Here is a 24546-nt window from a genome sequence, read left to right as displayed (position 1 = left end):
GACCGCCATCGACCTCGCGCTCGTCCTCGACCGGCCCGGCCGCACCGTGCACGCCCTGTCCCGCAGCGGCCTGTTGCCCCAGCCCCACGCCGTCGGCCCGTCGTCCTCCACCCCCAGCACGATCTCCCCGCCGGCCGCCGTACGGGACCATCTGCCCGGCCCCCGGCCGCCGGGTGCCGCTCGCGCGGCGGCCGAGGCGACGGCTCGCCTGGAGGGGCTGCTCGCGGGCGGGGACGACGCCGGGCTGCGGGCCATGCTCGCCGTCGCCGCCGTGAACACGACGGTGGCCGCGGTGCCGCGCGCGGTCGCGTGGTGCGCGGACGGCGGGCTGTGGGAGGACGCCGGCGACGAACGGCTGAGGGCGGCGCTGGTCACCGAGCTGCTGCGGGTCGTCGCACCGTCCCCGCTGCTGCCGCGCGTGGCAGCGGCGGACGCCGTGCTCGACGGATGTCCGGTGCGGGCCGGGGACCGGTTGGTGTTGGTGGCGCGGCACGCCGTGGGCGCGTACAGCGATCCGCCGGACGCCCGGCGCCCGGCCCCGCCGGCCGTCGCGCAGCTCGTCTTCGGTGCGGGTCCGCACGCCTGCCCGGGTGCGCGGCTGGCCCGTGCGCAGCTGGACGACGTCATCGCCGCGCTCGCCCCGTACCGGCCTGCCGTCGTGCGGGCCCGGGTGGACCGGCGGGCGGCACTGCCCGGCTGGCGCCTGCTGACCGTCCGCGCGACCGCCTCCCGTCCACGCCCGGAGAACCGCACATGACCACGATCGCCGTCACCGGAGCGAGCGGCTTCTGCGGCTCCCATGTCGCCGCCCTCGCCGCCGCGCGCGGCGCCGACGTCCTGTGTGTGGGGCGTCGGCCGGGACCCGTGGGCCGGCACGTCCCTTGGGACGCCGAGAGCGGTCCGCCGGACCTGGCCGGTGCCGACCTCGTCGTGCACTGCGCGGCCGCCGTCGGCGACCCGGTGCCCGGTTCACCGGCCGAGGCCACGATGCGCGCCGTGAACGTCGACGGGACCGCCCGCCTTCTGGAGGCGGCCGCCGGCAGACCGGTGGTCTGGGTGAGCAGTGCCAGCGTGTACGCCCCGGGGCCCGGCCGGTCCCGGATCACTGAGGACCACCCGGTACGCGGGCAGCTCAACGCCTACGGCCGTACGAAGGCGGCCGGGGAGGCCCTCGCGCTGGCGGCCGGCGCGGTGGTGCTCAGGCCCCGCGCGGTCTACGGCCCCGGCGACCCGCACCTCGTGCCGAGGCTGCTCGCCCGTGTCAGGGCCGGTCTGCTGCTCCTGCCCGGCCGCGACGTGCTCCTGAGCCTGACGGCCGTCGAGAACCTCGCCGACGCCTGCCTCTCCGCCGCCGACTGGCGGCCGGGGGCCTACAACATCGCGGATCCGGCGCCGTACCACCGCGACGAGGCGATCAGGACGGTGCTGCGCGCCCACGGCGTCCGCGCGAGGATCGGCCGGCTGCCTCTGCCGCTGGCACGTACCGCGGCCACGGCGGCCGAGTCCCTGTCCCGCCTCCGGCCGCACGCCGAGCCTCCGCTGACCCGGTACGCCGTGGACCAGCTGGCCCACACGGTCGTCCTGGACGTGTCCAGGGCGGAGGCCCAGGGCTGGCGGGCGGAGCGCACCCTGGCCGACTACGCCAAGGGCCTGGGGGGTGCGGCGAGCCCGGACTGATCGACGAGACACCCCCGGCCTGACCGGCTCGACCCGGAGGCGTCGCCGCGTGCTGAGCCCGCGTCGGGCGACCGACGCGGCGTCGTCCAGCCCGTTCCTTCGGGCGTCTCCGAGGACCCTCACAGGTCACGGAGAGTGGGGCCCGAGCAACGCGCCGCGCCGGTAGGGCCGGCAACAGGACATGCCCCATCGGCTGATGTATGCCTTTTCCATGGACCCCCGGCCGCGAGGCATCGCACCCCGCCTCTCCCGGCGCGGCGGGCGGCTTCTTCTCGCCGCTCCCTTCGCGCTGATCGCGGCGGTCACCGTGGTCGACATCCTGTCGCCGCCCGAGGTCCACCTCGGGCCCTTCCTGATCGCGGCGCCGGCGGTGACCGCCTCGTTCGCGGGCCCCCGGATGACCGCCTTCGTGGGGGCGGTCGCGGTCCTGGCCCAGGCGGTGGTGGCGATCGTGCGGACGAGCCTGACCGACCTCAACCACACGTACCAGATCGTCGCGCTGATCCTCATCTCGGTCATCGCCACGTTCTTCGCGCACCTGCGCGAGCGTCACGAGAGCAAGGTGACACAGCTGCGCTCCATCGCCCAGGCCGCGCAGAGCGTGGTCCTGCGGCCGCTCCCCCACCGGTCGGGCCCCCTGCGGATCGCCTCGGTCTACCTGGCGGCGGAGGAGGAGGCCCAGATGGGCGGCGACCTGTACGCGGCCACCCGGACGGCGTCGGGCACGAGGCTGCTGATCGGGGACGCCCGCGGCAAGGGGCTCGACGCGATCAGCGAGGCTTCCCTCGTCCTCGGCGCCTTCCGTGTCACCGCCGGCCGGGAGACGGAGCTGCCCGAGCTGATCGGGCACCTGGAAGCCGGGGTCGGTTCGGCGGAGGGGCACGAGCGCGGGGACGCGGACGGGGCTCCGGAGGGTCCCGGGGAGGCGGACGAGGCCCAGGAGGCGTTCGTCACCGCGCTCGTGCTGGACATCCCCGATCACGAGCCGGTCGTCCGGCTGGTCAACTGCGGACATCCCCCGCCGATGCTCCTGCGGCAGGGCCGGGTCACGCCCCTCGACTCCGCCGACTCGAGCCCGCCGCTGGGACTCTCCGACGTCCACTCCCCCGCGGTCGTCGTGGAGTCCTTCCCCTTCGACGTCGGAGATGTGCTCCTGCTCTACACCGACGGTGTCGTGGAGGCACGCGACCACGACCGCGTCTTCTACCCCCTGGCCGAGCGGCTCCAGGCGTGGGCGGGGGACGACCCGCAGACCTTGCTCGGCCACCTGCGGGACGACCTCCACGCCTACGCCGGCGGCCACCTCGGCGACGACGCGGCGCTCGTCGCGGTCGAACGGCTGGCACCGGAGCCGTAGGCCGTGCGTGGCGGCGCATGGTCCGCCGCCGGACGGGAACGCGCGAAACAGCAGCCACCGCCGGAAGGAGCGGGCCATGCCGACGGCATCGATCAGCGGCGCGTCGTACTGGATGGACAGTGCCCCCGCCCCCGCCAGCGCCCGTCCCGCCCTCGACCACGATCTGACGGCGGACGTCGTCGTCATCGGCGGGGGTGTCGCGGGCCTGTGCACCGCGTACGAACTCGTCCGTGCCGGCCGCGAGGTCGTCCTTCTCGAGGCGGATCGTGTCGCCTCCGGTGTCACCGGACACACCACCGGCAAGCTCACGTCGCTGCACGGCCTGCTGTACGCGAGGCTCCGTGACACCCATGGTTCCGAGGCGGCCGCCCGGTACGCCCGTGCGCAGGAGGACGCGCTGCAGCAGGTGGTCCGGCTGTGTGACGAGACCGGTGTCGACGCCGAGCTGGAGCGCGCGCCGGCCTACACCTACGTCGTGGACGAGGAGCGGGCCGAGGAGGTCCGTGCGGAGGCGGACGCCGCCCGGGAGGCGGGGCTCGACGCCGTCCCTGCGACGACGACGGAACTGCCCTTCCCCGTGGCCGCGGCCGTGCGCGTCGACAACCAACTCCTCTTCCATCCGCGTAAGTTCCTGCTCGGACTCGCCGAGGGCCTCGTCGCCCGGGGAGGCACGCTCCACGAGCACACGCGGGTCACCGGCCTCAAGGAGCACGCGGACTGCCGGCTGACCGTCGAGGGCGGCGCCACGGTCCATGCGCAGGACGTCGTCATCGCCACGAACTTCCCGCTGACCACGCACACCTCGTTGCTGGCTCGGCTGACGGTGCGCCGCGAGCTGGTCGTCGCCGCACCGGTCGCCCGCGCCCTCGCGCCGCAGGGCATGTACCTCACGCCCGAGGACCGCACGCGCTCGGTGCGGACGGCGCCCTACGGCGAGGACCATCGGCTCCTGATCGTCACCGGCGAGGCGTTCGTGCCGGGGGCGGGCGGGGTGGACGAGCGTCTCGACCGGCTCACCGCCTGGGCCCGCCGCGCCTTCCCGGGGTTCGGCGACGGCCCCGACGCGTATCGCTGGGCGGCGCAGGACGTCATGTCCGCGGATCATCTGCCGTACGTCGGCCATGAGCATCCGGACACACAGCACGTCTTCGTGGCCACCGGGTTCGGCGGCTGGGGCCTGAGCAACGGGGTGATGGCGGGACGTCTGCTGGCCGCGCACGTGAGCGGTGCGCCGCGCCCGGACTGGACCGAACTCTTCGATCCGCGCCGCCATCTGCCGCTGCGTGAGATCCCCGACGTGGTCAGGGCGCAGGCCTCGGTGGCGCGGCACTATCTCGCCCGGCGTCCGCCCCGGTGCACGCACATGGGCTGCGAACTCGGGTTCAACGAGGCGGAGAACACCTGGGAGTGCCCCTGCCACGGCTCGCGCTTCGCGGTTGACGGCCGTGTGGTGCAGGGTCCGGCGACCAGCCCGCTGGAGAAGCCGGTGCCGGAGCCTCCGGTCTAGGGCCTGTCCGACCCTGATCCGCCGGACAGGCCCTAGGGCCTGCCTTCCGGATCTTGCCGGGGGAGCCGAGCGACCACCCCGAACACGCAGCGTGACGGTTCGAGATGCGCGCGCACCGCGACGCTGGTTCTCTGGTGGTCGTAACCCTCCCCACTGTCACAAGGAGTGACGATGAGCGTTTCCGGAGAATCCCGCGGCCGAGCCCAGCAGATGCGCGACAAGGCGCAGCAACTGCAGGAGGCGGCGGAGCGCGCCTCGGACCCGCAGGAGCGTCAGCGCCTGCAGGACAAGGCACGCAAGCTGCAGGAGCAGAGCGAGCAGCAGGGCGGCATGGGTGGCGGAGCCATCTGACCGCTCGAGCGACAGCTCTCGCTCGGATACGGCCGGCCTCCCCGTGTGTCAGGGGAGGCCGGCGGTGCGTTCGCGGGGGCTCCGGGTCAGCGGCGCAGCGGGCCCTCGCAGGTGAAGCCGGCCGTGCCGGCGCGGCCCGTGGACCAGATCTCCACGGGGCCGAAGGAGCAGTTCATGTCGTTGAAGTTGTCTCCTCCGCTCCGGCTCCGGTCGAGGACGAAGTAGTCGACGGTCTCGGACATGTCCTTGAACACCTGGTCGGGGTCGCCCGCGTCGGCGAGATTGGCGGTGATCCGGCCGGTGCAGACGAAGCGTGGCAGCAGGGGGTCGCCGCTGCCGGTGCAGGAGGGCGTGTTGCCGGTGGCGGCCGCGAAGGCGGTGCGTATCGCGGCGGGGGTGGCGTGGCGCAGCGTCGCGGTGGGCTCGTGCCTGGTGTCGGGCACGAACAGGTCGTCGACCTGGGCGATCTGCCGGTCGAGAAAGGCGTCGTAGGCGGCCTGCGTCCCGGCGTCCTTGCCGATGAGGGCGCGCCAGGTGTCGTAGCCCCGGACGTCTCCCGCGCGGAGGTAGCCGTACATGGCGCGCAGCAGGGCGGGCCGCTCGGTCCACAGGTACTCGAAGAACGTGCCCGCGTAGGCGTAGAAGCGGAAGCCGTCTCCGTCGTAGGTGGCGTGCAGGATCTGGTCGACGGTCATGCGCGGGCCGCCCGAGGAGGTGTCCCTGATGACGCTCTGCACGAGTGACTTGCGGACGGCTATCCCGTTGTCGCGGGTGGCGCCGTCGAAGAACTCCGCGGTGCCCTCGTCCATGGCCGTGGTGCGGTCGTTCTCGTACCACGGGCCCTCGCCGAAGAAGCCGGGGACGGCGAAGCGGCCGTTGAGGTAGTGAACGTACTCGTGCCGGAAGAGCTCCTCGAGGGTGAGGCTGGAGTCCTGCGGCACGCGGCGCTGGTACGTGTAGAAGGTCGCACCCCGCTCGATGTAGATGCCGCCGTTCTCGGTCCCCATGCCGGTGAGGATGGGGTGGTACGTCTCGTAGTCCTGCCGGGAGGCGTAGAGCACGATGGTGAGGGCCGAGTTGGGGTCGCCGGCGAGCGGCTGCTCCGTGCCGAGCACGCGGTGGAACTGGGCCTTGACCTGCTTGCTCGCGTAGTAGAGCTGGTCGACGGTGGCCCGGTCGAGGCCGGTGCGGACCTTGATCGCCCCGTTGTCGTAGGTGTACGTGTGCGGGAAGATCCTCGCTTCGATGTCGGCCTTGCAGACCTTGTACTGGGCGCAGGCCTCGTAGAAGTTGAGCCAGCCCACGAGGGAGGCCCATGGGGCGCTGCCCGTGCCGAAGTTGGTCTCGACCGGTGCCAGTAGGCCACCGAGGTCGGCGACGATCCCCGCCTTGAGGGAGTCGATCTGGCCGAAGCGACCGTACTCGCCGAGGGCGTCGCGGACGATCCAGGCGTTGGCCGTGCCCTTCAGGTGCGTGTGGCCGGAGAAGGCCTTGAAGGCGGCGCGGTAGGAGGGGTTCTTCGCGGCGGCGTCGCGGAAGGCGGTGTCCTGGTTGCCGGGGTAGACGCCGAGGTAGTTGACCGAAAGCGCGGCGAGGGCCGCGCCGCCCCAGGCGGGGTCGCCGGCGGTCTGCGGGTGGCCGGCGCCCATGCGGGCGAGGACCTGGGTGATCAGGCCGAGTTGGTGCTGCCGCAGGCCGGGCGCGCTGCCGGTGTAGAGGGCCTCGCGGAGGGTCTGGGCGTTCTGCGGGGTCACGTCGAAGGTGCGCGGGGCGGCGGCGTAGGCGGCGGTGGCCGCGCGGAGCGCCTCGACGGTGGGGGCGTCGGTGATGTCGATCTCGGGGCGGCCGAAGTCGTGGTAGGCGACCGCGTGGAGATAGGTGAACATCTCCAGGAGGTGGGTGGAGTTGGCGCCGTCGTGGCCGGCGGCGAGGCGCGTGATCCGGGCGGCTACGGCCTGGACGTGGGCGTCCGACATGACGGGGGCGAGGCGGGCGTCCCAGGTCCAGATCAGTCCGCGCAGGCAGCCGTCTGCCTGGACGGCGGGGTCGGCGAGGAAGTCGGCCAGCTGGGCGGGGGTCAGCCTTGTGATGCCGTCGAGCGTGCAGGGCACACCGGCCCGGGTGGTGGCCGCGCGTGCCGTACGGAGCCGGTCCTGGGCGCTCGGGCCGCTCTGCGCGCCGGGGACCCGTCCCGCGGTGATGCCGCGGGGTGCTGCGGCGGGTCCCGTCTTCGCCGCGGGCGCCTCCGCGAGGCGGTCGACCTCGTCGTACGGGTTGGGAGCGTAGGCCGCAGGGGCGGTCGGACCGGCTTTCCGGGGCGCGAAGGTGGCCGGGGTCTCCACGGGGGCCGCGGCCTGGGCCGAGTACGCGAGCGGGGCGGTGAGGCCGGTCGCGAGAACGACGGCGAGAAGGGCCGTGCGCACGGTTCTGTGCTGGGACACGAAGTCTCCTGTGATGGGGGGTGAACTTCCTTTCAGGGCAGGGTTTTTGGCCTGACCCCTGACCTGGGCATGCCATGTAACATAGCAATGTGAAATTGCACTGAGAAGGCTTATGTGGCGTCAGATTCCGTGACGAGAGGCGCCACTTGAGGCGTGAGCGGGTTCGGCGGGGTGGTCACGCCAGGCACGAAGGCCGGTGCGGGAAGGGCGTGTTGAGCCTCTTGGCAAGCACAGTGGCATGTGAAATATTACCGCCGTGCCCACGAGACACCTCTCCGCGGCGACCGACGTCATCATCGTCGGCGCCGGAATGATCGGCGCGGCCTGCGCGTACTACGCCGTACGCGCGGGCCTCTCCGTCACCGTCCTCGACCGCGGCCCCGTCGCGGGCGGCACGACCGGTGCCGGTGAGGGCAACCTCCTGGTCTCCGACAAGGAGCCCGGCCCCGAGCTGGACCTCGCGCTGCTGTCGAACCGCCTCTGGCGCGAACTCTCCCCCGTCCTGCGGACGGAGGCCGAGTTCGAGTCCAAGGGCGGTCTGGTGGTCGCCTCGGACGAGGACCGTCTGGACGCGCTGCGCCGGTTCGCGAAGGCCCAGGCCGCCGCGGGCGTCGAGGCGTGCGAGATCCCCGGTGACCGGCTCCACGACCTGGAGCCGCATCTCGCACCGGGTCTCGCGGGCGCGTTCCACTACCCGCAGGACGCGCAGGTGCAGCCGGCGCTCGCCGCGTCCCGGCTGCTGCGCGCCTCGGGGGCCACCGTCCGCCTCGGTGCGGAGGTCACCTCCGTACTGACCGGGTCGGACGGATCCGTCCGCGGGGTGCGGACGGCCGAGGGCGCCACACTGCACGCCCCGCACGTGGTGAACGCGGCGGGAAGCTGGGGCGGCGCGCTCGCCCGGCTGGTCGGCACGGAGCTCCCGGTCCTTCCCCGCCGCGGCTTCGTCCTGGTCACCGAGCCGCTGCCCCGGGTGGTCCGGCACAAGGTGTACGCGGCGGACTACGTCGCGGACGTCGCGAGCGACTCGGCCGCCCTGCAGACCTCTCCGGTGGTCGAGGGCACGCCGGCCGGGCCCGTCCTGATCGGCGCAAGCCGGGAGCGGGTCGGCTTCGACCGGACGCTGTCGACGGCCGCCCTCGGCCGGCTCGCGGAGGGCGCCACGCGGCTGTTCCCGGTACTCGCCGACGTGCGGGTGATGCGGGCGTACGCGGGCTTCCGCCCGTATCTGCCGGATCATCTGCCGGCGATCGGCCCGGACCCCCGCGTGCCGGGCCTCCTCCACGCCTGCGGACACGAAGGCGCCGGGATCGGGCTGGCCCCGGCGACGGGCCTGGCCGTCTCCCGGTTCCTGACCGGGTCCGCGCCCCCGCTGGACGTCCACCCCTTCCGCCCGGAGCGGTTCGCCGTCCCGGAGCCGCCCTCCGCCGGGCCCCCGGGGGAGACGCCATGACCCGGGACGACCCGTCCACCGATCCCCCTCCGCTGGGAGTGCGCATGATCCGACGCCTCAGGCACCGCGTGGGCCGTTCCCGTACCCCGCGCACACTCGTCGCCGCCCGGCCGGGTCCGGCGGTCACGTTCACGTTCGACGGGCGGCCCGTCACCGCCCTGCCCGGGCAGTCGATCGCCGCCGCACTGTGGGCGGCGGGCATCCTCGCCTGGCGGACGACGCGCGGCGGAGGACGGCCGCGCGGGGTGTTCTGCGGGATCGGCCAGTGCTTCGACTGCCTCGTCACGGTCGACGGCCGCCCGAATCGGCGTGCCTGTCTCGTCCCGGCCGGGCCGGGCGACGTCGTCACCACCCAGGAGGGACACGGCCGTGCCGAACCCGAGGACCGCTAGCGGCTCCCGGAGCCCGTCGGGGACGCCCGGGACGTACGACCTGGTGGTCGTCGGTGCCGGGCCCGCCGGACTCGCGGGTGCCGTCGCCGCCGCCGAGCGGGGTCTGTCGGTGGCGCTGCTCGACGGCGACGCCGGGCTCGGCGGCCAGTTCTACCGGCACCCCGTGGCCGCCCTCGGCGCCACCCGGCCCGAGGCCCTGCACCACGACTGGTCGGCGTTCGCCGGGCTGCGGCGGCGCTGGGAGGCGAGCGGGGGCGTCCATCTCCCCGAGCACCACGTCTGGACGGTGGCGTCGGAGCGGACCGCCGTGCCGGGAGCGGGCGCGGACGGCGCCTCGTGGGCGGTGCACGCGGTCACCGGTCCCGACGGGGACGGCGACCGGCCCGCGGTGGTGCGGGGCCGGGCCGTCCTGCTGGCGACCGGTGCGGCCGAGCGCCAGCTGCCCTTCCCCGGCTGGACCCTGCCGGGCGTGATCGGCGCGGGGGGTGCGCAGGCGATGCTCAAGTCCGGGCTCGTGCTGCCCGGCATTGGGGTGTCCCCTGTTCGAGCGAAGCCGAGAGCTCGGGGAAGGGTCGTGGTCGCCGGCAGCGGTCCGCTGCTGCTCGCCGTGGCCTCCTCCCTGGTCGCGGCCGGGGCCCGGGTACCCGCCGTGGTCGAGGCTGCGGGCTATCTCGGGTACGCCCGGCGGCCCGGCGTACTGGCCGCCGGGCCGGGCAAGTTGGCGGAGGCCATGGGGCACCTGGCGCCGCTGCTGGTGCACGGCGTTCGGCCGTACCCGCGGCACGCCGTGGTCCGCGCGCACGGCGCCGAGCGGGTGGAGGCGGTGACCGTCGCCCGCCTGGACGGCGACTGGCGCCCGGTGCCCGGCACGCAGCGCCGGATCTCCTGCGACGCGGTGGCCGTGGGCCACGGTCTCGTGCCCCGGATCGACCTGGGCACGGCCCTCGGCTGCGCCACCCGCGCCATGCCGGACGGCGCGACGGCCCTCGTGGTCGACGCCGGTCAGCGGACCACGGTCCCGGGTCTCTGGTCGGCGGGCGAGACGGCAGGGGTCGGTGGCGCCCGACTGGCCATGACAGAGGGTGAGTTGGCGGGCACGGCGATCGCCGTGCGCCTGCGCGGAGCGTCCGTCGGGGGTTCGTCCGCGCGGACGCGGTCCCTGGTGCGCGCCCGGGCCCGGCTGCGGGCCTTCGCCTCGCTGATGGCCGCCGCGCACGCGCCGGGCGACGGCTGGTACGGGCGCGACGGCTGGCTCGACGACGAGACGGAGGTGTGCCGTTGCGAGGAGGTGAGCGCGGGGCGCGTCCGCGAGGCGGTCGAGAGCCTGGGTGCGGGCGACGCCCGTACGGTGAAGCTGCTGACCCGGGCGGGTATGGGCTGGTGCCAGGGGCGGGTGTGCGGGCCCGCGGTCGCGTGTCTTGCGCGCGGCGGGTCCGAGCGGGGAGCCGCGCTGCCCGGCTCGCCCGAGCGCCGCCCGCTTGCCGTGCCGGTGACGCTGGGCACGCTCGCGGCGCTCGAAGAGGACCCGGACCTTCGGCCGGGCGGCGACTGAATCCCGTACCGACCCGAGACGTAACTGACGATCCATCAGTATCATGTCACATCTCATCCACGAAGGGCTCCACGTGACCGTCACTCCTGCCCCCGCTCACTGGACCGCCACCCGCCCCTGGCGCGGCATCATGGTCGCCACCGCCCTCCCCTTCCGCGACGACGACCTCACCGTCGACCACGACGCCTACGCCGCGCACGTGCGTTGGCTGCTCGACAACGGCTGCGACGGCGTGGTGCCGAACGGTTCGCTCGGCGAGTACCAGACCCTCACCGACGAGGAGCGCGCCCGCGTCGTCCGTACGGCCGTCGAGGCGGCCGGCGACGGGGCGCGTGTGATGCCCGGGGTCGCCGCGTACGGCAGCGCCGAGGCGCGCCGCTGGACCGAGCAGGCCGCCGAGGCGGGGTGCGGATCGGTCCTGCTGCTCCCGCCCAACGCCTACAAGTGCGACGCCTCCGCCGTCCGCGCCCACTACGCGGAGGTGGCGTCCGTCGGCGTGCCGGTCGTCGCGTACAACAATCCGCACGACACCAAGGTGGACCTCACCCCCGACCTGCTCGCCGCACTGCACGCGGACGGCCACATCGTGGCGGTGAAGGAGTTCAGCGGCGACGTCCGCCGGGCCTACGAGATAGCCGAACGCGCCCCGGAACTGGATCTGTTGATCGGGGCGGACGACGTCCTGCTCGAACTGGCCGTCGCGGGCGCGGTCGGCTGGGTCGCCGGCTATCCGAACGCCTTCCCGGCCTCGTGCGCCGAGCTGTACCGGGCCGCGGTCGCCGGCGACCTGGAGCGCGCCCTGCCGCTCTACCGCGCGCTGCACCCCTTGCTGCGCTGGGACTCGAAGACGGAGTTCGTCCAGTCGATCAAGCTGTCCATGGACATCGCGGGCCGGCGCGGCGGTCCCTGCCGTCCACCGCGCTCACCCCTCGCCGGCGTCCCCGAGGCCGAGGTCCGCGCCGCCACCGAGAAGGCCGTCGCCGACGGCCGGCACTGAAGCCGGAACCGAGAGGAGCCCCGTCGTGCGCACCCGTCATGTGTTCCACGCCGTCGACTCGCACACCGAGGGAATGCCCACGCGCGTCATCACCGGAGGCGTCGGGTCGATCCCGGGCACCACCATGGCCGAACGCCGGCTGCACTTCATCGAGCACATGGACCACGTCCGTACGCTGCTGATGTACGAGCCCCGCGGTCACGCCTCCATGAGCGGGGCGATCCTGCAGCCCCCGACCAGGCCGGACGCCGATGTCGGCGTCCTGTTCATCGAGGTGTCCGGGCTGCTGCCGATGTGCGGGCACGGCACGATCGGAGTGGCGACCGTGCTGGTGGAGACCGGGATGGTGCCGGTGTCCGAACCGGTGACCACCGTCCGCCTCGACACCCCCGCCGGCCTGGTGCGTGCGGAGGTGCGGGTCGAGGACGGGGTCGCGAAGGCGGTGACGCTGACCAACGTCCCCGCGTTCTGTGCCGCTCTTGACCGGGAGGTGAAGGTGCCGGAGTTCGGCACGGTCCCCTACGACCTGGCCTTCGGCGGCAACTTCTACGCGTTCGTCGATCTGGACGCGCTCGGGCTGCCGTTCGACCGGGAGCACAAGGACGAGCTGCTCAAGGCCGGGCTGGCGGTGATGGAGGCGATCAACGCCGACGACCGCCCCACCCACCCGGTCCGGCCGGAGATCGGCGGCGTCAAGCACGTCCATCTCACCGCGCCCGGGTCCGACGCACGTCATTCGCGCCACGCCATGGCCATCCATCCCGGCTGGTTCGACCGCTCCCCCTGCGGCACGGGGACCTCCGCGCGCATGGCGCAACTCCATGCCCGCGGGCAGCTCCCGCTGCACCAGGACTTCGTCAACGAGTCCTTCATCGGCACCCGGTTCACCGGCCGGCTGATCGAGAAGACGGAGGTGGGTGGGGTGCCCGCGGTCGTACCGACCATCACGGGGCGCGCCTGGCTCACGGGCACCGCGCAGTACTTCCTCGACCCGGACGACCCGTTCCCCGGCGGGTTCCTGCTGTGAGCTGTCTCGCGCCGTGAAAACGTGAAATTGTACGCTGGTGCGGCGCCATGCACCGGCAGCCGGGCGGCGCGACAAGCGGAAGTCGGAGAACGGCACATGGGCCATCTGAAGCAGAGTCATCTGATCACCACCCGGGAGCGCCTGCGTGACCAGGTGGCCCACGCTCTGCGGGCCGCGCTGATCTCCGGCGAGCTGAAGCCCGGCGAGGTGTACTCGGCGCCGGGCCTGGCGGAGGACTTCGGCATCTCCGCGACGCCAGTACGGGAGGCCATGCTCGACCTCGCCCGCGAGGGCCTGGTCGAGCCGGTGCGCAACAAGGGTTTCCGGGTCACCGAGGTCAACGAACGCGACCTGGACCAGTACACGGACATCCGGCTGCTCATCGAGGTGCCGACGGTGGGCCGGGTGACGCTGACGGCGGACCGTGAGGAGCTTCGGGCGCTGCGTCCGATCGCGGAGGAGATCGTGGCGGCGGCGCGCGCCCACGACCTCATCGGCTACCTGGAGTCCGACCGCCGCTTCCACCTCACGCTGCTCGGGCTCTCCGGCAACGAGCGCCTGGTCGAGACCGTCGGCGACCTGCGGAAACGGTCCCGGCTCTACGGCCTGACGGCGCTGGACGAGCGGGGTGAGCTGCTGCCCTCCGCCGAGGAGCATCTGGAGCTTCTCGACCTCATGCTGGCGGGCGACGCGATGGGCGCCGAGGCCTGCATGGTGCGGCATCTCAGCCACGTACGCTCCCTGTGGGCGCGGGACGCCTCCCGTACGACGTCGGCCGCGGCGGCGCCCCCTCCGCGCACCCCGTCCCGCTGAGGTCGAGCTCCCGGGCGAATCGTCCGATAATGGACCTCATGGCCCCTAAGACAGCTCGGAAGCATCCCCCCTCGACCCTGTCCGTCAAGGGCCGTGACCTGCGTCTGCGGACGATCGGATTCGTCGCGCTCGCCGGTATCGCGATCTGGTTCATCGCCGTGAACACGGGGTCGGTCACGATCAGGCTCTGGGTCCCCACCGTGACCCTGCCCCTCTGGAGCGTCCTGACGGTCACGCTCATCGTCGGAATGATCCTCGGTCTGTTCATCGCCCATCGGCGGGCCCGGCGCTGACCGGCCCGCATCCTGTCGCCGACCCCGCCGGCGCAGGTGATCGCGGCGCGAACGGCCGGGGTGTCCGTGCCGGCCATCGGGAGCCGATGAGCCCCATTGGTTCGTCCTGCCACCAATCAGAGCCCAACCTCTCACCACCCCTCGGAAGTTCACCCAAGAATTACCGCACGGATCTATACCTTTAAGGCCGCCTCCCCCATCCTGTCCTCGGTGTGCCACTGGGGCACGCAGTGACGCGAGAGGCGGGGCATGACTCCCATCAGCCGCAGGGGTTTCGTCGGTATCGGGGCAGGTCTCGTGGCGAGTGCCGCCCTCCCCACGGGCACGGCATCGGCCACCGCCGCGGCCGCCACGGGCACCATCACCGACGTCAAGCACGTGGTGATCCTCATGCAGGAGAACCGCAGCTTCGACCACTACTTCGGCAGGCTGCGCGGCGTCCGCGGCTTCGGCGACCGGGCCGCCGGCAACATCCCGGGCGGCTGGGGGACCTTCAACCAGCCCAACTGGGGTGGCCGGCAGTACCCGTGGAAGCTCAGCGCCACCCCGCCCGCCGGTGGTGTCGACGGCGAGACCCTGGCCCAGTGCAACGGCGACCTTCCGCACAGCTGGACCTCGCAGCACGCGGCCTGGAACAAGGGCCGCATGGACAACTGGGTGACCGGGGTCGGCAACACCCGCACCCTCGGCTACCTCGACCGCGGCGACATCCCCTTCCACTACGCCCTCGCCGACAACTACACCGTCTGCGACGCGTACTTCTGCTCCGCGCTCAGCGCCACGGGCCCCAACCGCACCTTCCTGTGGAGCGGCAAGATCGACGCGTCCAGCAAGGACGGCGGCGACGAGTCCGGGCTCACCTGGGAGACGTACGCCGAGGCACTCCAGCGCGCCGGTGTGAGCTGGAAGGTCTACCAGAACGCGCAGGACAACTACGGCGACAACGGCCTCGCGTACTTCAAGAGGTTCACCGACGCCCGGCCCGGCGACCCGCTGTACGACCGCGGCATGGGATCGGTCCCCAAGGTCACGGGCTCGACCCCGGACGACATCGCCGCCGCGATCCGCGCCGACGTCCTCGCCGGCACGCTCCCCCAGGTCTCCTGGGTCGTGGCCAACGAGGCCTTCTCCGAGCACCCGTACGCCCCGCCCGGTGACGGCGCGCACTTCGTGGACCTCGTCTACCGTGCGCTCGCCGCGAACCCCGAGGTCTTCGACGGGACGGTCCTCTTCCTCAACTACGACGAGAACGACGGCTTCTTCGACCACGTCCCGCCGCCGGTCGCCCCGCCCGGCACCCCGGGCGAGTACCTCGACGGCGTCCCGATCGGTCTCGGCTTCCGCGTCCCGATGCTCGTCATGTCCCCGTGGACGCGAGGCGGCTGGGTGAGCTCCGAGGTCTTCGACCACACCTCCGTCCTGCGTTTCATGGAGACCTGGACGACCGCCCTCGGCACCCCCGCCACCTGCCCCAACATCAGCGCCTGGCGGCGCAAGGTGACGGGCGACCTGACCGGGGTCTTCGACTTCGCGCACCCCGTCCACGGCGTGCCCTCGGGCCTGCCCTCCACCGCCAAGGTGATCGGGCAGTCCACCTGCGGCCCGCTGCCCAACCCCGTGCCGCAGGACAACGCCCTGCCCGCGCAGGAGGCCGGCACCCGACCGGCGCGCGCCGTGCCGTACCAGGTCAACGGCAACCTCGACCGGTTCGAGTTCGGCGCGGCGGGGAAGATCCTGGCCTGGTTCTCCATGACGAACCAGGGCGCGCAGGCGAAGCGCGCCGCGCACTTCACGATCCATCCGCACCAGTACCGGGACACGGCCGCCTGGCAGTACACCGTCGACGCGGGCGCGACGTCGACGGACTACTTCAACATCGGGACGGGCTCGGGCTCGGGCAAGTACGACATCTCGATGATGGGCCCGAACCGCTTCCTGCGCCGTTTCATCGGCGACGCGTCGAAGGCGGGCAAGGCCATCGAGGTCGCGGCCCGCTTCGCGACCGAGCCGGGCACCGGGAAGACGGCGATCTACTTCACGATGACCAACAACTCCGCCGCTCCGGTGACCTTCACCATCCGTTCGAACGCCTACCGCACCGACGGGCCGTGGACGTACACGGTCGCGGCGAACTCCTCGCGCGAGGACTTCTTCAACGCCGTGGCCTACCACAACGGCTGGTACGACTTCACGATCCTGGCCGACATCGACGGCACCTGGTCGCGCCGTTACACAGGTCACATCGAGACGGGCGCGGCAAGCGTCACAGGCTGACGTACACCACCAGGTCCTACCAAAAGGGATACAAGGGGTTTTACCTCACCCTTGTATCCCTTTTCTCAACTCAGCTGAATTTACTGGAATGACCGATTTGACACCTCGGGTGAGATGAATCACGCCAGGGGGTGACGGGGGCCTTTCGACACCTTCCGTCCCCTTGCCCGGCAAGGAAGTTCGGCCCGTCGGGAGCGATGGAGAACGCCTCCTCGAATTACCCGCGTACCCGGCGTCTTGTTTCTGTCGACATTTCTCGCCTACGGTCACCTCGACCCGGACGGACCGCCGAATCCTGCCACCGTCCGAAAAGACCGACCATTCACCCGAAGGCAGGAGCGGGGGACCCACTATTCGCCGGCCCGGATTCTCCGGAACGGCTCGGGGTGAAGTCGCACATGTGCGGCCGGGCATCTCCAGCCCGAACCCGACAGCTCACCCCGCAGGCGCCGGAGAGGAATGCAACATGCCCGCTCACGGTAAGCACCGGCGCCCCAGGCGACGTCCCCTGACCCGCGGTATCGCCCTCGCGAGCACGGGTGGTGCCGCACTGGCCCTGCCCCTGGTCGCCACGGCCACCGCCCACGCGGCGCCCCAGTCGGCCCCGGAGATCGCCCCCGCCGAGAAGACCGTCTTCAGCGCCCCGGCCAAGATCGCGGAATCAATTCCCACCGCGCAGAATTCTCCCGCGAAGATCTATAAGGTCGTCCGCGGCGACTCCCTTTCGTTGATCGCGCAGGAGCAGGATGTGCAGGGTGGCTGGAAGGCCCTGTACCGAGCGAATCGCAGCGTCGTGGGTGACAACCCGTCACTTATCCATCCTGGACTCGAACTGACGCTCCGCGGGAAATCCGCCGCCGCTCCGAAGAAGCCGAAGTCCACGCCCCGTACGGACTCCGACCGGGCCGACCGCTCGCAGCAGCGCAGCGCCACCCCCGGCAAGGCGGCTCCCACGAAGGCGGCCCCGAAGAAGGCCGCCACCGCCGCCGCTGCCCCCGCGGCCGCGGCCGCGGCTGCCAAGAGCTACAGCAACGACCTCGACGGCTGGATCCGCGAATCGCTGGACGTCATGGCGAAGTACGGCATCCCCGGCACGTACGAGGGCATCCACCGCAACATCATGCGTGAGTCCTCGGGCAACCCGCAGGCCATCAACCTCTGGGACTCCAACGCCGTGAAGGGCACCCCGTCCAAGGGTCTCCTCCAGGTCATCGAGCCGACCTTCCTCGCCTACCACGTGCCCGGCACGTCGATGGACCTCTTCGACCCCGTCGCCAACATCACCGCGGCCTGCAACTACGCCGCGGACCGCTACGGCTCCATCGACAACGTCAACGGGCCCTACTGACCCCCGCGGCGTGACTGAAAGGCCCCGGCCCCCTCGTGGGGCCGGGGCTTCGTCGTCCCTCCAAGCGGTATGGGGTATTCCGTCCCGCGACATGGACATGCCGGGGCAGTATGGCCGCCTGATGATCCGCGGCCGGGGACCGCGGGTCCCGTCCCAGGGGGGAACCACAGATGAAGAGAGCTCTTGCCGTGCCGGCTGCCGCCATCGCGCTGGCCGGTCTGCTCACGGCGGCCGGTCCCGCGGCGGCGGACACCGGCGGGGCCGAGACCGCCGCGGGATGCGCGAGCGGCCCGCAGGTCCTGCCTTCGCTGCCGCCCGCCGCCGGCGGCGGCATCTCCACCGAGGGTGTGCACGACCTCGGCCCGCGCGGCCTGGCCGTGGGGGCGAGTGGGGGTCTGCCCGTGTACTGGACGGGTGAGCGACTGCGCCGGGTACCGATGCCCGAGGGCTACGACGAAGGCACGGTCCGGGCCGTCAACCGGCAGGGACTCATGGCCGGTTGGGTGAGCCGGCGGTCGGACCGCGCGACGGCACTGTTCACCTACCGCCCCGGGGCGCCGTCGGTGCGGCTGCTCACCGAGGGCGTGGCCCCGGGCGCGGCCGACGTCGACGTCAGCGACACCGGGATCGTCGCGGCCGTCGACGCCGACGGGACGGCGAAGGCATGGCGCGGCGGAGAGGTCGTGCGGACCCTGCCGCTGCCGCCGGACGCCGGTCCGGGCACCGTCGTCACACGCGTCACCGGCATCAACGCGCGCGGCGACGTGATCGGCGCGGCCGAGCAGTCGTACGACGGCCCCGACGGCTGGACCTGGAGCTCCTTCCCGGTCCTGTGGCCGGGGGACGGCGGCCCGGCCCGCGCGCTGCCGGTCGCCCGCGCGGAGTATCTGGTGCACAACATGGCCGAGGGCATCGACGACGCGGGGCGGGTGGTCGGGTACGTCTCGGTCAGCGACCGGTACGACCCGGAGCGCGAGCCGCAGACCTGGACGCCCCCGTACCAGGATCACGGCTCCTCCCCCGGCGTCCTGGCCGGGCAGACAGAAGGCGACTTCGGGGCGGTCAGCCCGACGACCGGTGTCTCGGTCGGCACGGCCATGACCCACGGGGAGGACACCACGGCGGTGCCGTACCAGGCGCAGCTGTGGCCCGGCCACGGACCGGTCCTCGCCCTGCCCTCCCTCGCCGCGGACCGCGACGCGTCGGCCCGCGCCGTGTCCGACGACGACCGGGTCGGCGGGGTCGCCGTCGACGCCTCGTGGGTCGCCCACCCGGTGATCTGGCACTGCGCGAGCCGTCAGGCGTACGTGCCCTAGGCCTGTCCGGCGGATCAGGGTCGGACATGCCGCGGCCCCAGGCCCCCAGGGCCTGGGGGATGCGGCGAGGTGCCGTGCCAGGCGTCGCGGACCCGGCCATGATCCGCCGGACAGGCCCTGGGGCTGTCTTCCGGATCATGCCGGATCGGCGAGCGGCGTCCGGTGCGTGCCAGGCGTCGCGAGCCTGGCAAGATCCGGAAGGCACCCCCTAGGGCACCAGGTCCTGGGGCCGGGTGGAGCTCTGGGCGGTGGCCGTGGTGTGGGCGCTCTCGGCGCGGCGCACGGCCACCCGCAGGGTCACGGTGGCCGCGAGACCCGCCACCAGGCCCCAGGTCAGGGCGGCCGGGACGCCGCCGCCCAGGACCGCGGACATGTGCAGCAGCCCCCAGCGCAGGCCGGCCCCGTCCGTCGCCAGCCGCAGGACCTGGCTCGCGAGCAGCCCGAGGACGGTCGCGCAGACCGCGCCCGCCGCCATGGCCGGGACGGTGGCCCGGGTGAGCAGTCCGGGCAGCCGCCGCAGTGCGAACCACACCACGGCGAGCAGCAGCACGTCGGCGGCCCGGTACAGCAGCCAGTCGCCGAGCGGCACGCCCGCCGGGCTCGCCCAGGCACCGAGCAGCAGCCACTGGCGCAGGAGGTCGCCCGGTTCGGCGAACAGTCCGCCGTCCGGGGAGACGGTCTGCAGGGCGGCGGCGACCGGATGGTACGAGAGGACCACCAGGGACAGCGCGATCGCCGCGGTCCCGGCCGTGGCGGCCAGGCGGGCGGCACGCGCCGGGACGACCTCCTGCGGCAGCGGACCCGCGCCCTTGGCGGTGATCCGCGCGGCGAGCACGGTCACGGCCGCCGCGACCAGCGCGGTCGCCACCAGAACCTGCCGCCCGGCGGAGATCATGCCCGCCAGCTGGGGCAGGATGCGGTAACTGCCATGACCCTGCGCGGCGATCAGCCACGGCGCGGAGACGGTCACCGCCAGCGTGCCGGCCACCAGGCCCCAGGCCCACACCGCGAGCAGCGTCGCGGGCAGTCGGCCGTGCACCGGCGGCAGCCTGCGGACCAGGAGCAGCGCCCCGGGCAGGAAGAAGGCGAAGACCGCGCAGAAGCGAATCTGCATGGCGGTGGTGTACAGCGAGAGGTAGCGGTTGCCGTCGGTGCCGGCCGTGTCCTCGATACCGCCGGACATCTCGGCGCCGAGCCGGAGCGCGGCCGGGGGGTCGTACGCCCAGGGCATGAGCCAGCCTTCGAGCTCGGCGGCGGCCCGGCCGCCGAACACCCCGGTGGAGCCCGGCAGATGCAGTGCGCTCGTGCTCGCCCCCGCCCACCAGAGAAGCGCCGTGAGCAGCAGCCCTCCGGCCAGTGCCGGTATCGCCGCGCGCCGGTATGTCATGTACGTTCCCCGCCCTTGATCGTGCACCCCGTGCATCCCCTGGTCTGCTGGAGGTTACGGGACGTGGCCACCGAAGTGGTCGGCGAACCAGCCGGCCGCGAGGTCGCCGACCCGTTCCAGGGTGCCCGGTTCCTCAAAAAGGTGAGTGGCGCCGGGGACGACGACGAGCTCGCTCTCGCAGCGCAGTTGACGCTGGGCCTGCTCGTTCAGGTCGAGGACGAGAGGGTCGTGGCCTCCGACGATCAGGAGAGTGGGGGCGCGTACGGCGGCGAGGCGTGGGCCGGCCAGGTCCGGACGGCCGCCCCGGGAGACCACCGCGGCCACGGTGGCGGTGGGGTCGGCGGCGGCCCAGAGCGCGGCCGCCGCGCCGGTGCTGGCCCCGAAGTATCCGGTGCGCAGCCTGCCGAGGCCGGGCTGTTCGCCGAGCCATGCCGTGGCCCGGGCCAGGCGGTCGGCCAGGAGTTCCGTGTCGAACACGTTGGCCCGGTCGGCCGCCTCCCCCTCGGTGAGCAGATCGAAGAGGAGCGTGCCGAGGCCGTTTCGGTTCAGGGCCTCCGCGACGGCGCGGTTGCGCGGGCTGTGCCGACTGCTGCCGCTGCCGTGGGCGAACAGCACGATGCCGACGGCGCCCTCGGGCACGACCAGATGCCCGGCCACTCGTACGTCCCCGACCGGGATGCGTACCTCCGCGTCCTGGGCGCTCGATCCGTGCGCGGCGTGGTTGCGCTCCAGGCAGGCCATGACCTCCTCGTCGGCGGTCTGCGTGAAGTCCCGGTAGAACTGGCCGATCGCGTAGAAGAACTCCGGCTCGTGCACGCTGACCGTCTCGTCCGCCTCGCCGCCGATCCGTGCCGGCCAGCCGTTCGGCGCGACCGGCACGGCGAGCACGATCCGCGCGGCCCCGCGCGCGCGGACGACCCGGCAGGCGGCCAGTGCCGTGGCGCCCGTCGCCAGGCCGTCGTCGACCACCACGGCCGTGCGGCCGTCGAGGCGGGCCGGTTGCAGCGTCCCGCGATAGCGCTGGGCCCGCTGCCGCAGCACGATCCGTTCCCGCTCCTCCACGGCGGCGACGTCGCGGTCGGAGACACCGGTGTCGGCCAGCACGCTCTCGTTGAGGACCCGCACGTCGCCCTCCCCGATGGCGCCCATGGCCAGCTCCGGCTGGAAGGGCACTCCCAACTTGCGTACGAGACAGACGTCCAGGGGAGCCCCGAGGGCGTCGGCGACCTGTTCGGCGACCGGCACGCCGCCGCGCGGAAGTGCCAGGACCACGACGTCGTGGCCCTTGAGATGGTCCAGGCGGGCGGCGAGCTGCCGTCCGGCGTCCGTCCGATCGGTGAAGTACATGTCGCGCTCGTCTCCCTGGTCCGGAGCGTGCGCGCGCTCGGTGCCGTGGTGTCCCGCTAGGCGGGACGGGCGACGAGGGTTCCGTCCTCGTCGAGGGCGACCTGCGCGCCGTAAGGCCGGCTCGTCCGGCCGAGAACGTCGTGGAGCCACCGCGCATCCCGGCCGGGGGCGTGCTCCAGCCGCATGCGCCGGGCCCGCAGAGGAATGATGCGCACCTCCTGGAGTCCGCCGTCTTCGGGCCTCACCGAGGCGACGTGGAGCAGCCGCAGATCGTCGCGGTACTGCTCGTAGCCCGTGATGCCCTCGTAGTCGTTGATCAGGTCGCCACAGCCGTGGAGGACGAGTCTGCCCCGGTACACCTCCACGGGCCTGGGGTGGTGGGAGGAGTGCCCGTGGACGATGTCGGCGCCGCTGTCGATGAGGGCGTGCGCGAAGTCGACCTCGGCGCGGGAGAGGGCGTAGCCCCAGTTGGAACCCCAGTGGACCGACACCACGACGATGTCGCCCGGCCTCTTGGTCTCCCGGATCCGGGAGGTGAGACGGGTGGCGGTGGCGTCGGCCGGTGCGGCGGCGAAGTGGACGCCCCCGAGCTCGGCCGTGGCGGCCCAGTACCCTGGGATGCCGCTGGAGGCCATGCCCAGGGCGTGGACGACGAGCCGCCCGCCCGCGGGGAGGTCGACGGCGGCGGGCCGCCCGGCCTCCTCGGCGTCCCGGCCCGCTCCGGCCGTACGCAGTCCGCTCCCGGCGAGGGAGTCCAGGGTGTCGTCGAGTCCACCACGGCCGTAGTCCAGGACGTGGTTGTTGGCCAGGACGCAGACGTCGGGGCGGACGGCCGTCAGGCTCGGCAGGTTCTCCGGGTGCATCCGGTAGTGGACGGCCTTGCCGGGAGCGAACTCGCCGTTCGTGGTGACGGCCGTCTCCAGGTTGGTGACCCGGACGTCGGGCTCGGCGGCGTCGAGCGCGTCGAGCGCGACGCCCCAGGGGTAGGCGAAGTCCACACGGTGGGGAATGGGGCCGTTGACCGCCTCCGCGAGCGCCACATAGGAACGTGCATCGTGCACATAGCGTTCTCGGAGGGCCGGGTCGCCGGGATGGGGAAGGATCTGGTCGACCCCGCGGCCGAGCATCACGTCTCCGCAGAGGAACAGTCTGACCAGGTCACTGCCCATACGCCCAGGGTAGTGCGGCACGGGGCGGGACAGCGGCTCAGGACGTTGGCCGGTGGCTTCGACGTCGGAGGCGGCTGCACCACCGGCATGTCGAGCACATGGTCCGGGCCGTGGGCGTGACCAGGCTGGGCCGGACCGTCGGGCCGTGCACGGCGAATGCCCTCGGCTCGATTGTCCGACCCCTGCACTACGTTGCGCCCATGACGGAATACGTACTGGTGGCGGGGGCATGGCTCGGAGCGTGGGCGTGGGACGAGGTGGTTCCGGAGTTGCGGGCGGCCGGTCACGGTGCCCATGCGGTGACGCTCTCCGGACTCGCCGAGAAGAAGGGCGTCGCGGCGGGGCAGCGGACGCATGTGGCGGACATCGTCGACGCGATCGAGCGGCTCGATCTGCGTGATGTCGTCCTGGTGGGGCACAGCTACGCGGGCATCCCGGTGGGCCAGGCCGCCGAGCGGATCGGCGACCGGCTGGCCCGCGTGGTCTTCGTCGACTCCAGCGTGCCCACCGACGGTGAGTCGTTCGTCTCCGGGTGGCCGGACGGCCGGGCGATGGTGGAGGGATCGATCGCCGCCAACGGCGGCTTCTGGGCCCCGCTCGGCGCCGAGGACGCCGCGGGTCAGGGCCTCGACGACGCGCAGCTCGCGCGGCTCGTCGACGGCTCGACGCCGCACCCGGGCGCCTCGCTCACCGAGCCGGCGGAACTGACCCGCCCGCTCGGCGAGCTGCCCGCGACGTACATCAAGTGCCTGCTGGACGGCGCCGAGCCGAACGACGACGTGGCGACGCTGCTGAAGAGCGAGAACTGGCAGCTCGTGCGGATGGACACGGGCCACTGGCCCATGTTCTCCCAGCCGCACGAGCTGGCCCGGATCCTCCTCGACGCGGCCCGGAAGTGACCGGCTGACCGGCCCGGAGGTGACGCGGCTCAGAAATTGCCGTAGTTGACCTGCCAGGTCGGCAGACCCATGCGGCGCCAGAGGGCGACCACGCGATCGCGGTCGTCCAGGGACACCCGCACCGCGTACCGGTTCCGCACATGCGCGTCGAAGAGCTCGGCCTTGACGATGTCGTCGCTGCGGCCGTCGTCCGAGGCCCTCATCCACAGCTCGTCGTACGGCACTTCGTGGCGCGCGAGCCATGCCTCGGTCATGGCCCGGTGGTCCTCGCTGCGGCCGGAGACCAGCACGATCGTGTCGTTCTCGGCGGCACGGAAGGCGCGCAGGGCCTGCCGCACCGAGACGTTGATCAGGTCGAGGTCGCAGCGCGAGAAGTCGTACGGCCCGCGGTCGCCGCGCAGCGCGAGCGTGCCGTCGATGTCGCACATCACCGCGGACGGCAACGCCGGATCGGGGACGTAGGGCGTGGCCGACGGCCGGGTGCTCAGCCACTCGGCCGTCAGCCTCCAGCCGCCACGGGTGGCCTTGGCGTGCTTGTCGGCCAGGATGCGGATGATCTCCTCGCCGACGGGCCGCTCGCGCGCGGCGTCGCGCCGTACGCACTCCTCGACCGGCACATCGGTGAAGTCGTGCACGACGAAGCCGGCGTCGAGGCCGGTGACGGCGGCGATGAGCCGCTTGGGGATGTGCGGGGTCAGGTGCGTGTTGTCGACGACCACGTCGAAGCCGCCCTCGACGGCGGAGCGGACCGCCGCGTCCTGGATGTCGAGGACGGTCCGCTCGTGCGCGTGCGAGCGGCCGCGCTCGGGGGCCGGGACGTCGAGCATGGTGCGCAGGTCGTCGAGGTTGACGCGGCGCATCCGGCCCTCGGACTCCGCCTGCAGCCGCCGGGCGGCCGTGGTCTTCCCCGAGGCCGGAAGTCCCGTCATGACGTGTACTACGGGCACGG

The 24546-nt window shown here is 72.9% G+C and carries 21 protein-coding genes and 1 riboswitch; of the genes, 16 read left to right on the top strand and 5 right to left on the bottom strand.

Annotation, left to right across the window (positions count from 1 at the left end):
• The 5 genes from ABZ939_RS33845 to ABZ939_RS33825 all read left to right on the top strand — a co-directional run.
• Positions 1 to 757: cytochrome P450 (locus tag ABZ939_RS33845; protein ID WP_361863915.1), on the top strand; the 757-nt coding region annotated here is incomplete at its 5' end.
• Positions 754 to 1677 (top strand): NAD(P)-dependent oxidoreductase, encoded by a 924-nt coding sequence (locus tag ABZ939_RS33840; protein ID WP_361863912.1) that lies wholly within the window; start codon positions 754 to 756, stop codon positions 1675 to 1677. The genes ABZ939_RS33845 and ABZ939_RS33840, both read left to right, overlap by 4 nt.
• 211 nt (positions 1678 to 1888) lie before the next feature.
• Entirely contained in the window at positions 1889 to 3034 is a 1146-nt protein-coding gene (locus ABZ939_RS33835; protein ID WP_361863910.1) for a PP2C family protein-serine/threonine phosphatase, read from the top strand.
• A 76-nt stretch (positions 3035 to 3110) separates the two neighbouring features.
• Positions 3111 to 4541 (top strand): FAD-dependent oxidoreductase, encoded by a 1431-nt coding sequence (locus ABZ939_RS33830; protein WP_361863909.1) that lies wholly within the window; start codon positions 3111 to 3113, stop codon positions 4539 to 4541.
• Between the two features lie 171 nt (positions 4542 to 4712).
• Entirely contained in the window at positions 4713 to 4892 is a 180-nt protein-coding gene (locus ABZ939_RS33825; RefSeq protein ID WP_361863907.1) for a DUF6381 family protein, read from the top strand.
• An 86-nt stretch (positions 4893 to 4978) separates the two neighbouring features.
• Here ABZ939_RS33825 and ABZ939_RS33820 read toward each other — a convergent pair whose 3' ends face one another.
• Positions 4979 to 7333: a collagenase gene (locus ABZ939_RS33820; RefSeq protein ID WP_361863905.1), complete on the bottom strand. Its 2355-nt coding sequence runs from the start codon at positions 7331 to 7333 to the stop codon at positions 4979 to 4981.
• A gap of 256 nt (positions 7334 to 7589) precedes the next feature.
• Between ABZ939_RS33820 and ABZ939_RS33815 the strand changes: the two genes are divergently transcribed.
• The 10 genes from ABZ939_RS33815 (at position 7590) to ABZ939_RS33770 (ending at position 18795) form a co-directional block, all read left to right on the top strand.
• On the top strand, positions 7590 to 8783 hold the full coding sequence (locus ABZ939_RS33815) for an FAD-dependent oxidoreductase (protein WP_361863903.1): 1194 nt from the start codon (positions 7590 to 7592) through the stop codon (positions 8781 to 8783).
• A 44-nt stretch (positions 8784 to 8827) separates the two neighbouring features.
• On the top strand, positions 8828 to 9175 hold the full coding sequence (locus tag ABZ939_RS33810; RefSeq protein WP_361863901.1) for a (2Fe-2S)-binding protein: 348 nt from the start codon (positions 8828 to 8830) through the stop codon (positions 9173 to 9175).
• Entirely contained in the window at positions 9153 to 10727 is a 1575-nt protein-coding gene (locus ABZ939_RS33805) for an NAD(P)/FAD-dependent oxidoreductase (protein WP_361863899.1), read from the top strand. The genes ABZ939_RS33810 and ABZ939_RS33805 overlap by 23 nt, the downstream gene beginning before the upstream one ends.
• Before the next feature lie 130 nt (positions 10728 to 10857).
• Positions 10858 to 11724 (top strand): dihydrodipicolinate synthase family protein, encoded by an 867-nt coding sequence (locus ABZ939_RS33800; RefSeq protein WP_361863921.1) that lies wholly within the window; start codon positions 10858 to 10860, stop codon positions 11722 to 11724.
• Between the two features lie 25 nt (positions 11725 to 11749).
• Positions 11750 to 12751, top strand: coding sequence for a proline racemase family protein (locus ABZ939_RS33795; RefSeq protein WP_361863897.1), 1002 nt, complete (start codon positions 11750 to 11752; stop codon positions 12749 to 12751).
• A 96-nt stretch (positions 12752 to 12847) separates the two neighbouring features.
• Positions 12848 to 13564: a GntR family transcriptional regulator gene (locus ABZ939_RS33790; protein WP_361863895.1), complete on the top strand. Its 717-nt coding sequence runs from the start codon at positions 12848 to 12850 to the stop codon at positions 13562 to 13564.
• A 38-nt stretch (positions 13565 to 13602) separates the two neighbouring features.
• Positions 13603 to 13857: a LapA family protein gene (locus tag ABZ939_RS33785; RefSeq protein WP_361863893.1), complete on the top strand. Its 255-nt coding sequence runs from the start codon at positions 13603 to 13605 to the stop codon at positions 13855 to 13857.
• Positions 13858 to 14106: 249 nt separating this feature from the next.
• The gene (locus ABZ939_RS33780) at positions 14107 to 16131 is read left to right on the top strand and encodes a phosphocholine-specific phospholipase C (protein ID WP_361863891.1); all 2025 of its coding nucleotides are present in this window, start codon (positions 14107 to 14109) and stop codon (positions 16129 to 16131) included.
• 276 nt (positions 16132 to 16407) lie between these two features.
• A riboswitch (cyclic di-AMP (ydaO/yuaA leader) is annotated at positions 16408 to 16593 on the top strand.
• A 4-nt stretch (positions 16594 to 16597) separates the two neighbouring features.
• Complete coding sequence (locus ABZ939_RS33775; RefSeq protein WP_361863889.1) at positions 16598 to 17479, top strand: LysM peptidoglycan-binding domain-containing protein; 882 nt, start codon at positions 16598 to 16600, stop codon at positions 17477 to 17479.
• A 170-nt stretch (positions 17480 to 17649) separates the two neighbouring features.
• Entirely contained in the window at positions 17650 to 18795 is a 1146-nt protein-coding gene (locus ABZ939_RS33770) for a hypothetical protein (RefSeq protein WP_361863887.1), read from the top strand.
• 208 nt (positions 18796 to 19003) lie between these two features.
• On the opposite strand, the gene ABZ939_RS33765 is transcribed toward ABZ939_RS33770, so the two are convergent.
• Genes ABZ939_RS33765 through ABZ939_RS33755 form a run of 3 tightly spaced genes read right to left on the bottom strand, consistent with a single transcriptional unit; the run spans position 19004 to position 22698 of the window.
• Positions 19004 to 20182, bottom strand: coding sequence for a hypothetical protein (locus tag ABZ939_RS33765; protein ID WP_361863885.1), 1179 nt, complete (start codon positions 20180 to 20182; stop codon positions 19004 to 19006).
• A gap of 54 nt (positions 20183 to 20236) precedes the next feature.
• On the bottom strand, positions 20237 to 21529 hold the full coding sequence (locus tag ABZ939_RS33760) for a phosphoribosyltransferase family protein (RefSeq protein WP_361863883.1): 1293 nt from the start codon (positions 21527 to 21529) through the stop codon (positions 20237 to 20239).
• 56 nt (positions 21530 to 21585) lie between these two features.
• A complete protein-coding gene (locus tag ABZ939_RS33755; protein ID WP_361863881.1) occupies positions 21586 to 22698 on the bottom strand; it encodes a CapA family protein in 1113 nt (370 codons plus the stop codon).
• 200 nt (positions 22699 to 22898) lie between these two features.
• Here ABZ939_RS33755 and ABZ939_RS33750 point away from each other — a divergent pair, with 200 nt between their 5' ends.
• Positions 22899 to 23597, top strand: a complete 699-nt coding sequence (locus tag ABZ939_RS33750) for an alpha/beta fold hydrolase (protein WP_361863879.1) — start codon at positions 22899 to 22901, stop codon at positions 23595 to 23597.
• A 29-nt stretch (positions 23598 to 23626) separates the two neighbouring features.
• Here ABZ939_RS33750 and ABZ939_RS33745 read toward each other — a convergent pair whose 3' ends face one another.
• The gene (locus ABZ939_RS33745; protein WP_361863877.1) at positions 23627 to 24544 is read right to left on the bottom strand and encodes an AAA family ATPase; all 918 of its coding nucleotides are present in this window, start codon (positions 24542 to 24544) and stop codon (positions 23627 to 23629) included.
• Positions 24545 to 24546: the final 2 nt, after the last annotated feature.

It is taken from the genome of Streptomyces sp. NPDC046712, assembly GCF_040645695.1.
Classification (GTDB): domain Bacteria; phylum Actinomycetota; class Actinomycetes; order Streptomycetales; family Streptomycetaceae; genus Streptomyces.
Note: the sequence above shows the minus strand (reverse complement) of the source record. Positions and strands in the feature narration are given on the sequence as shown.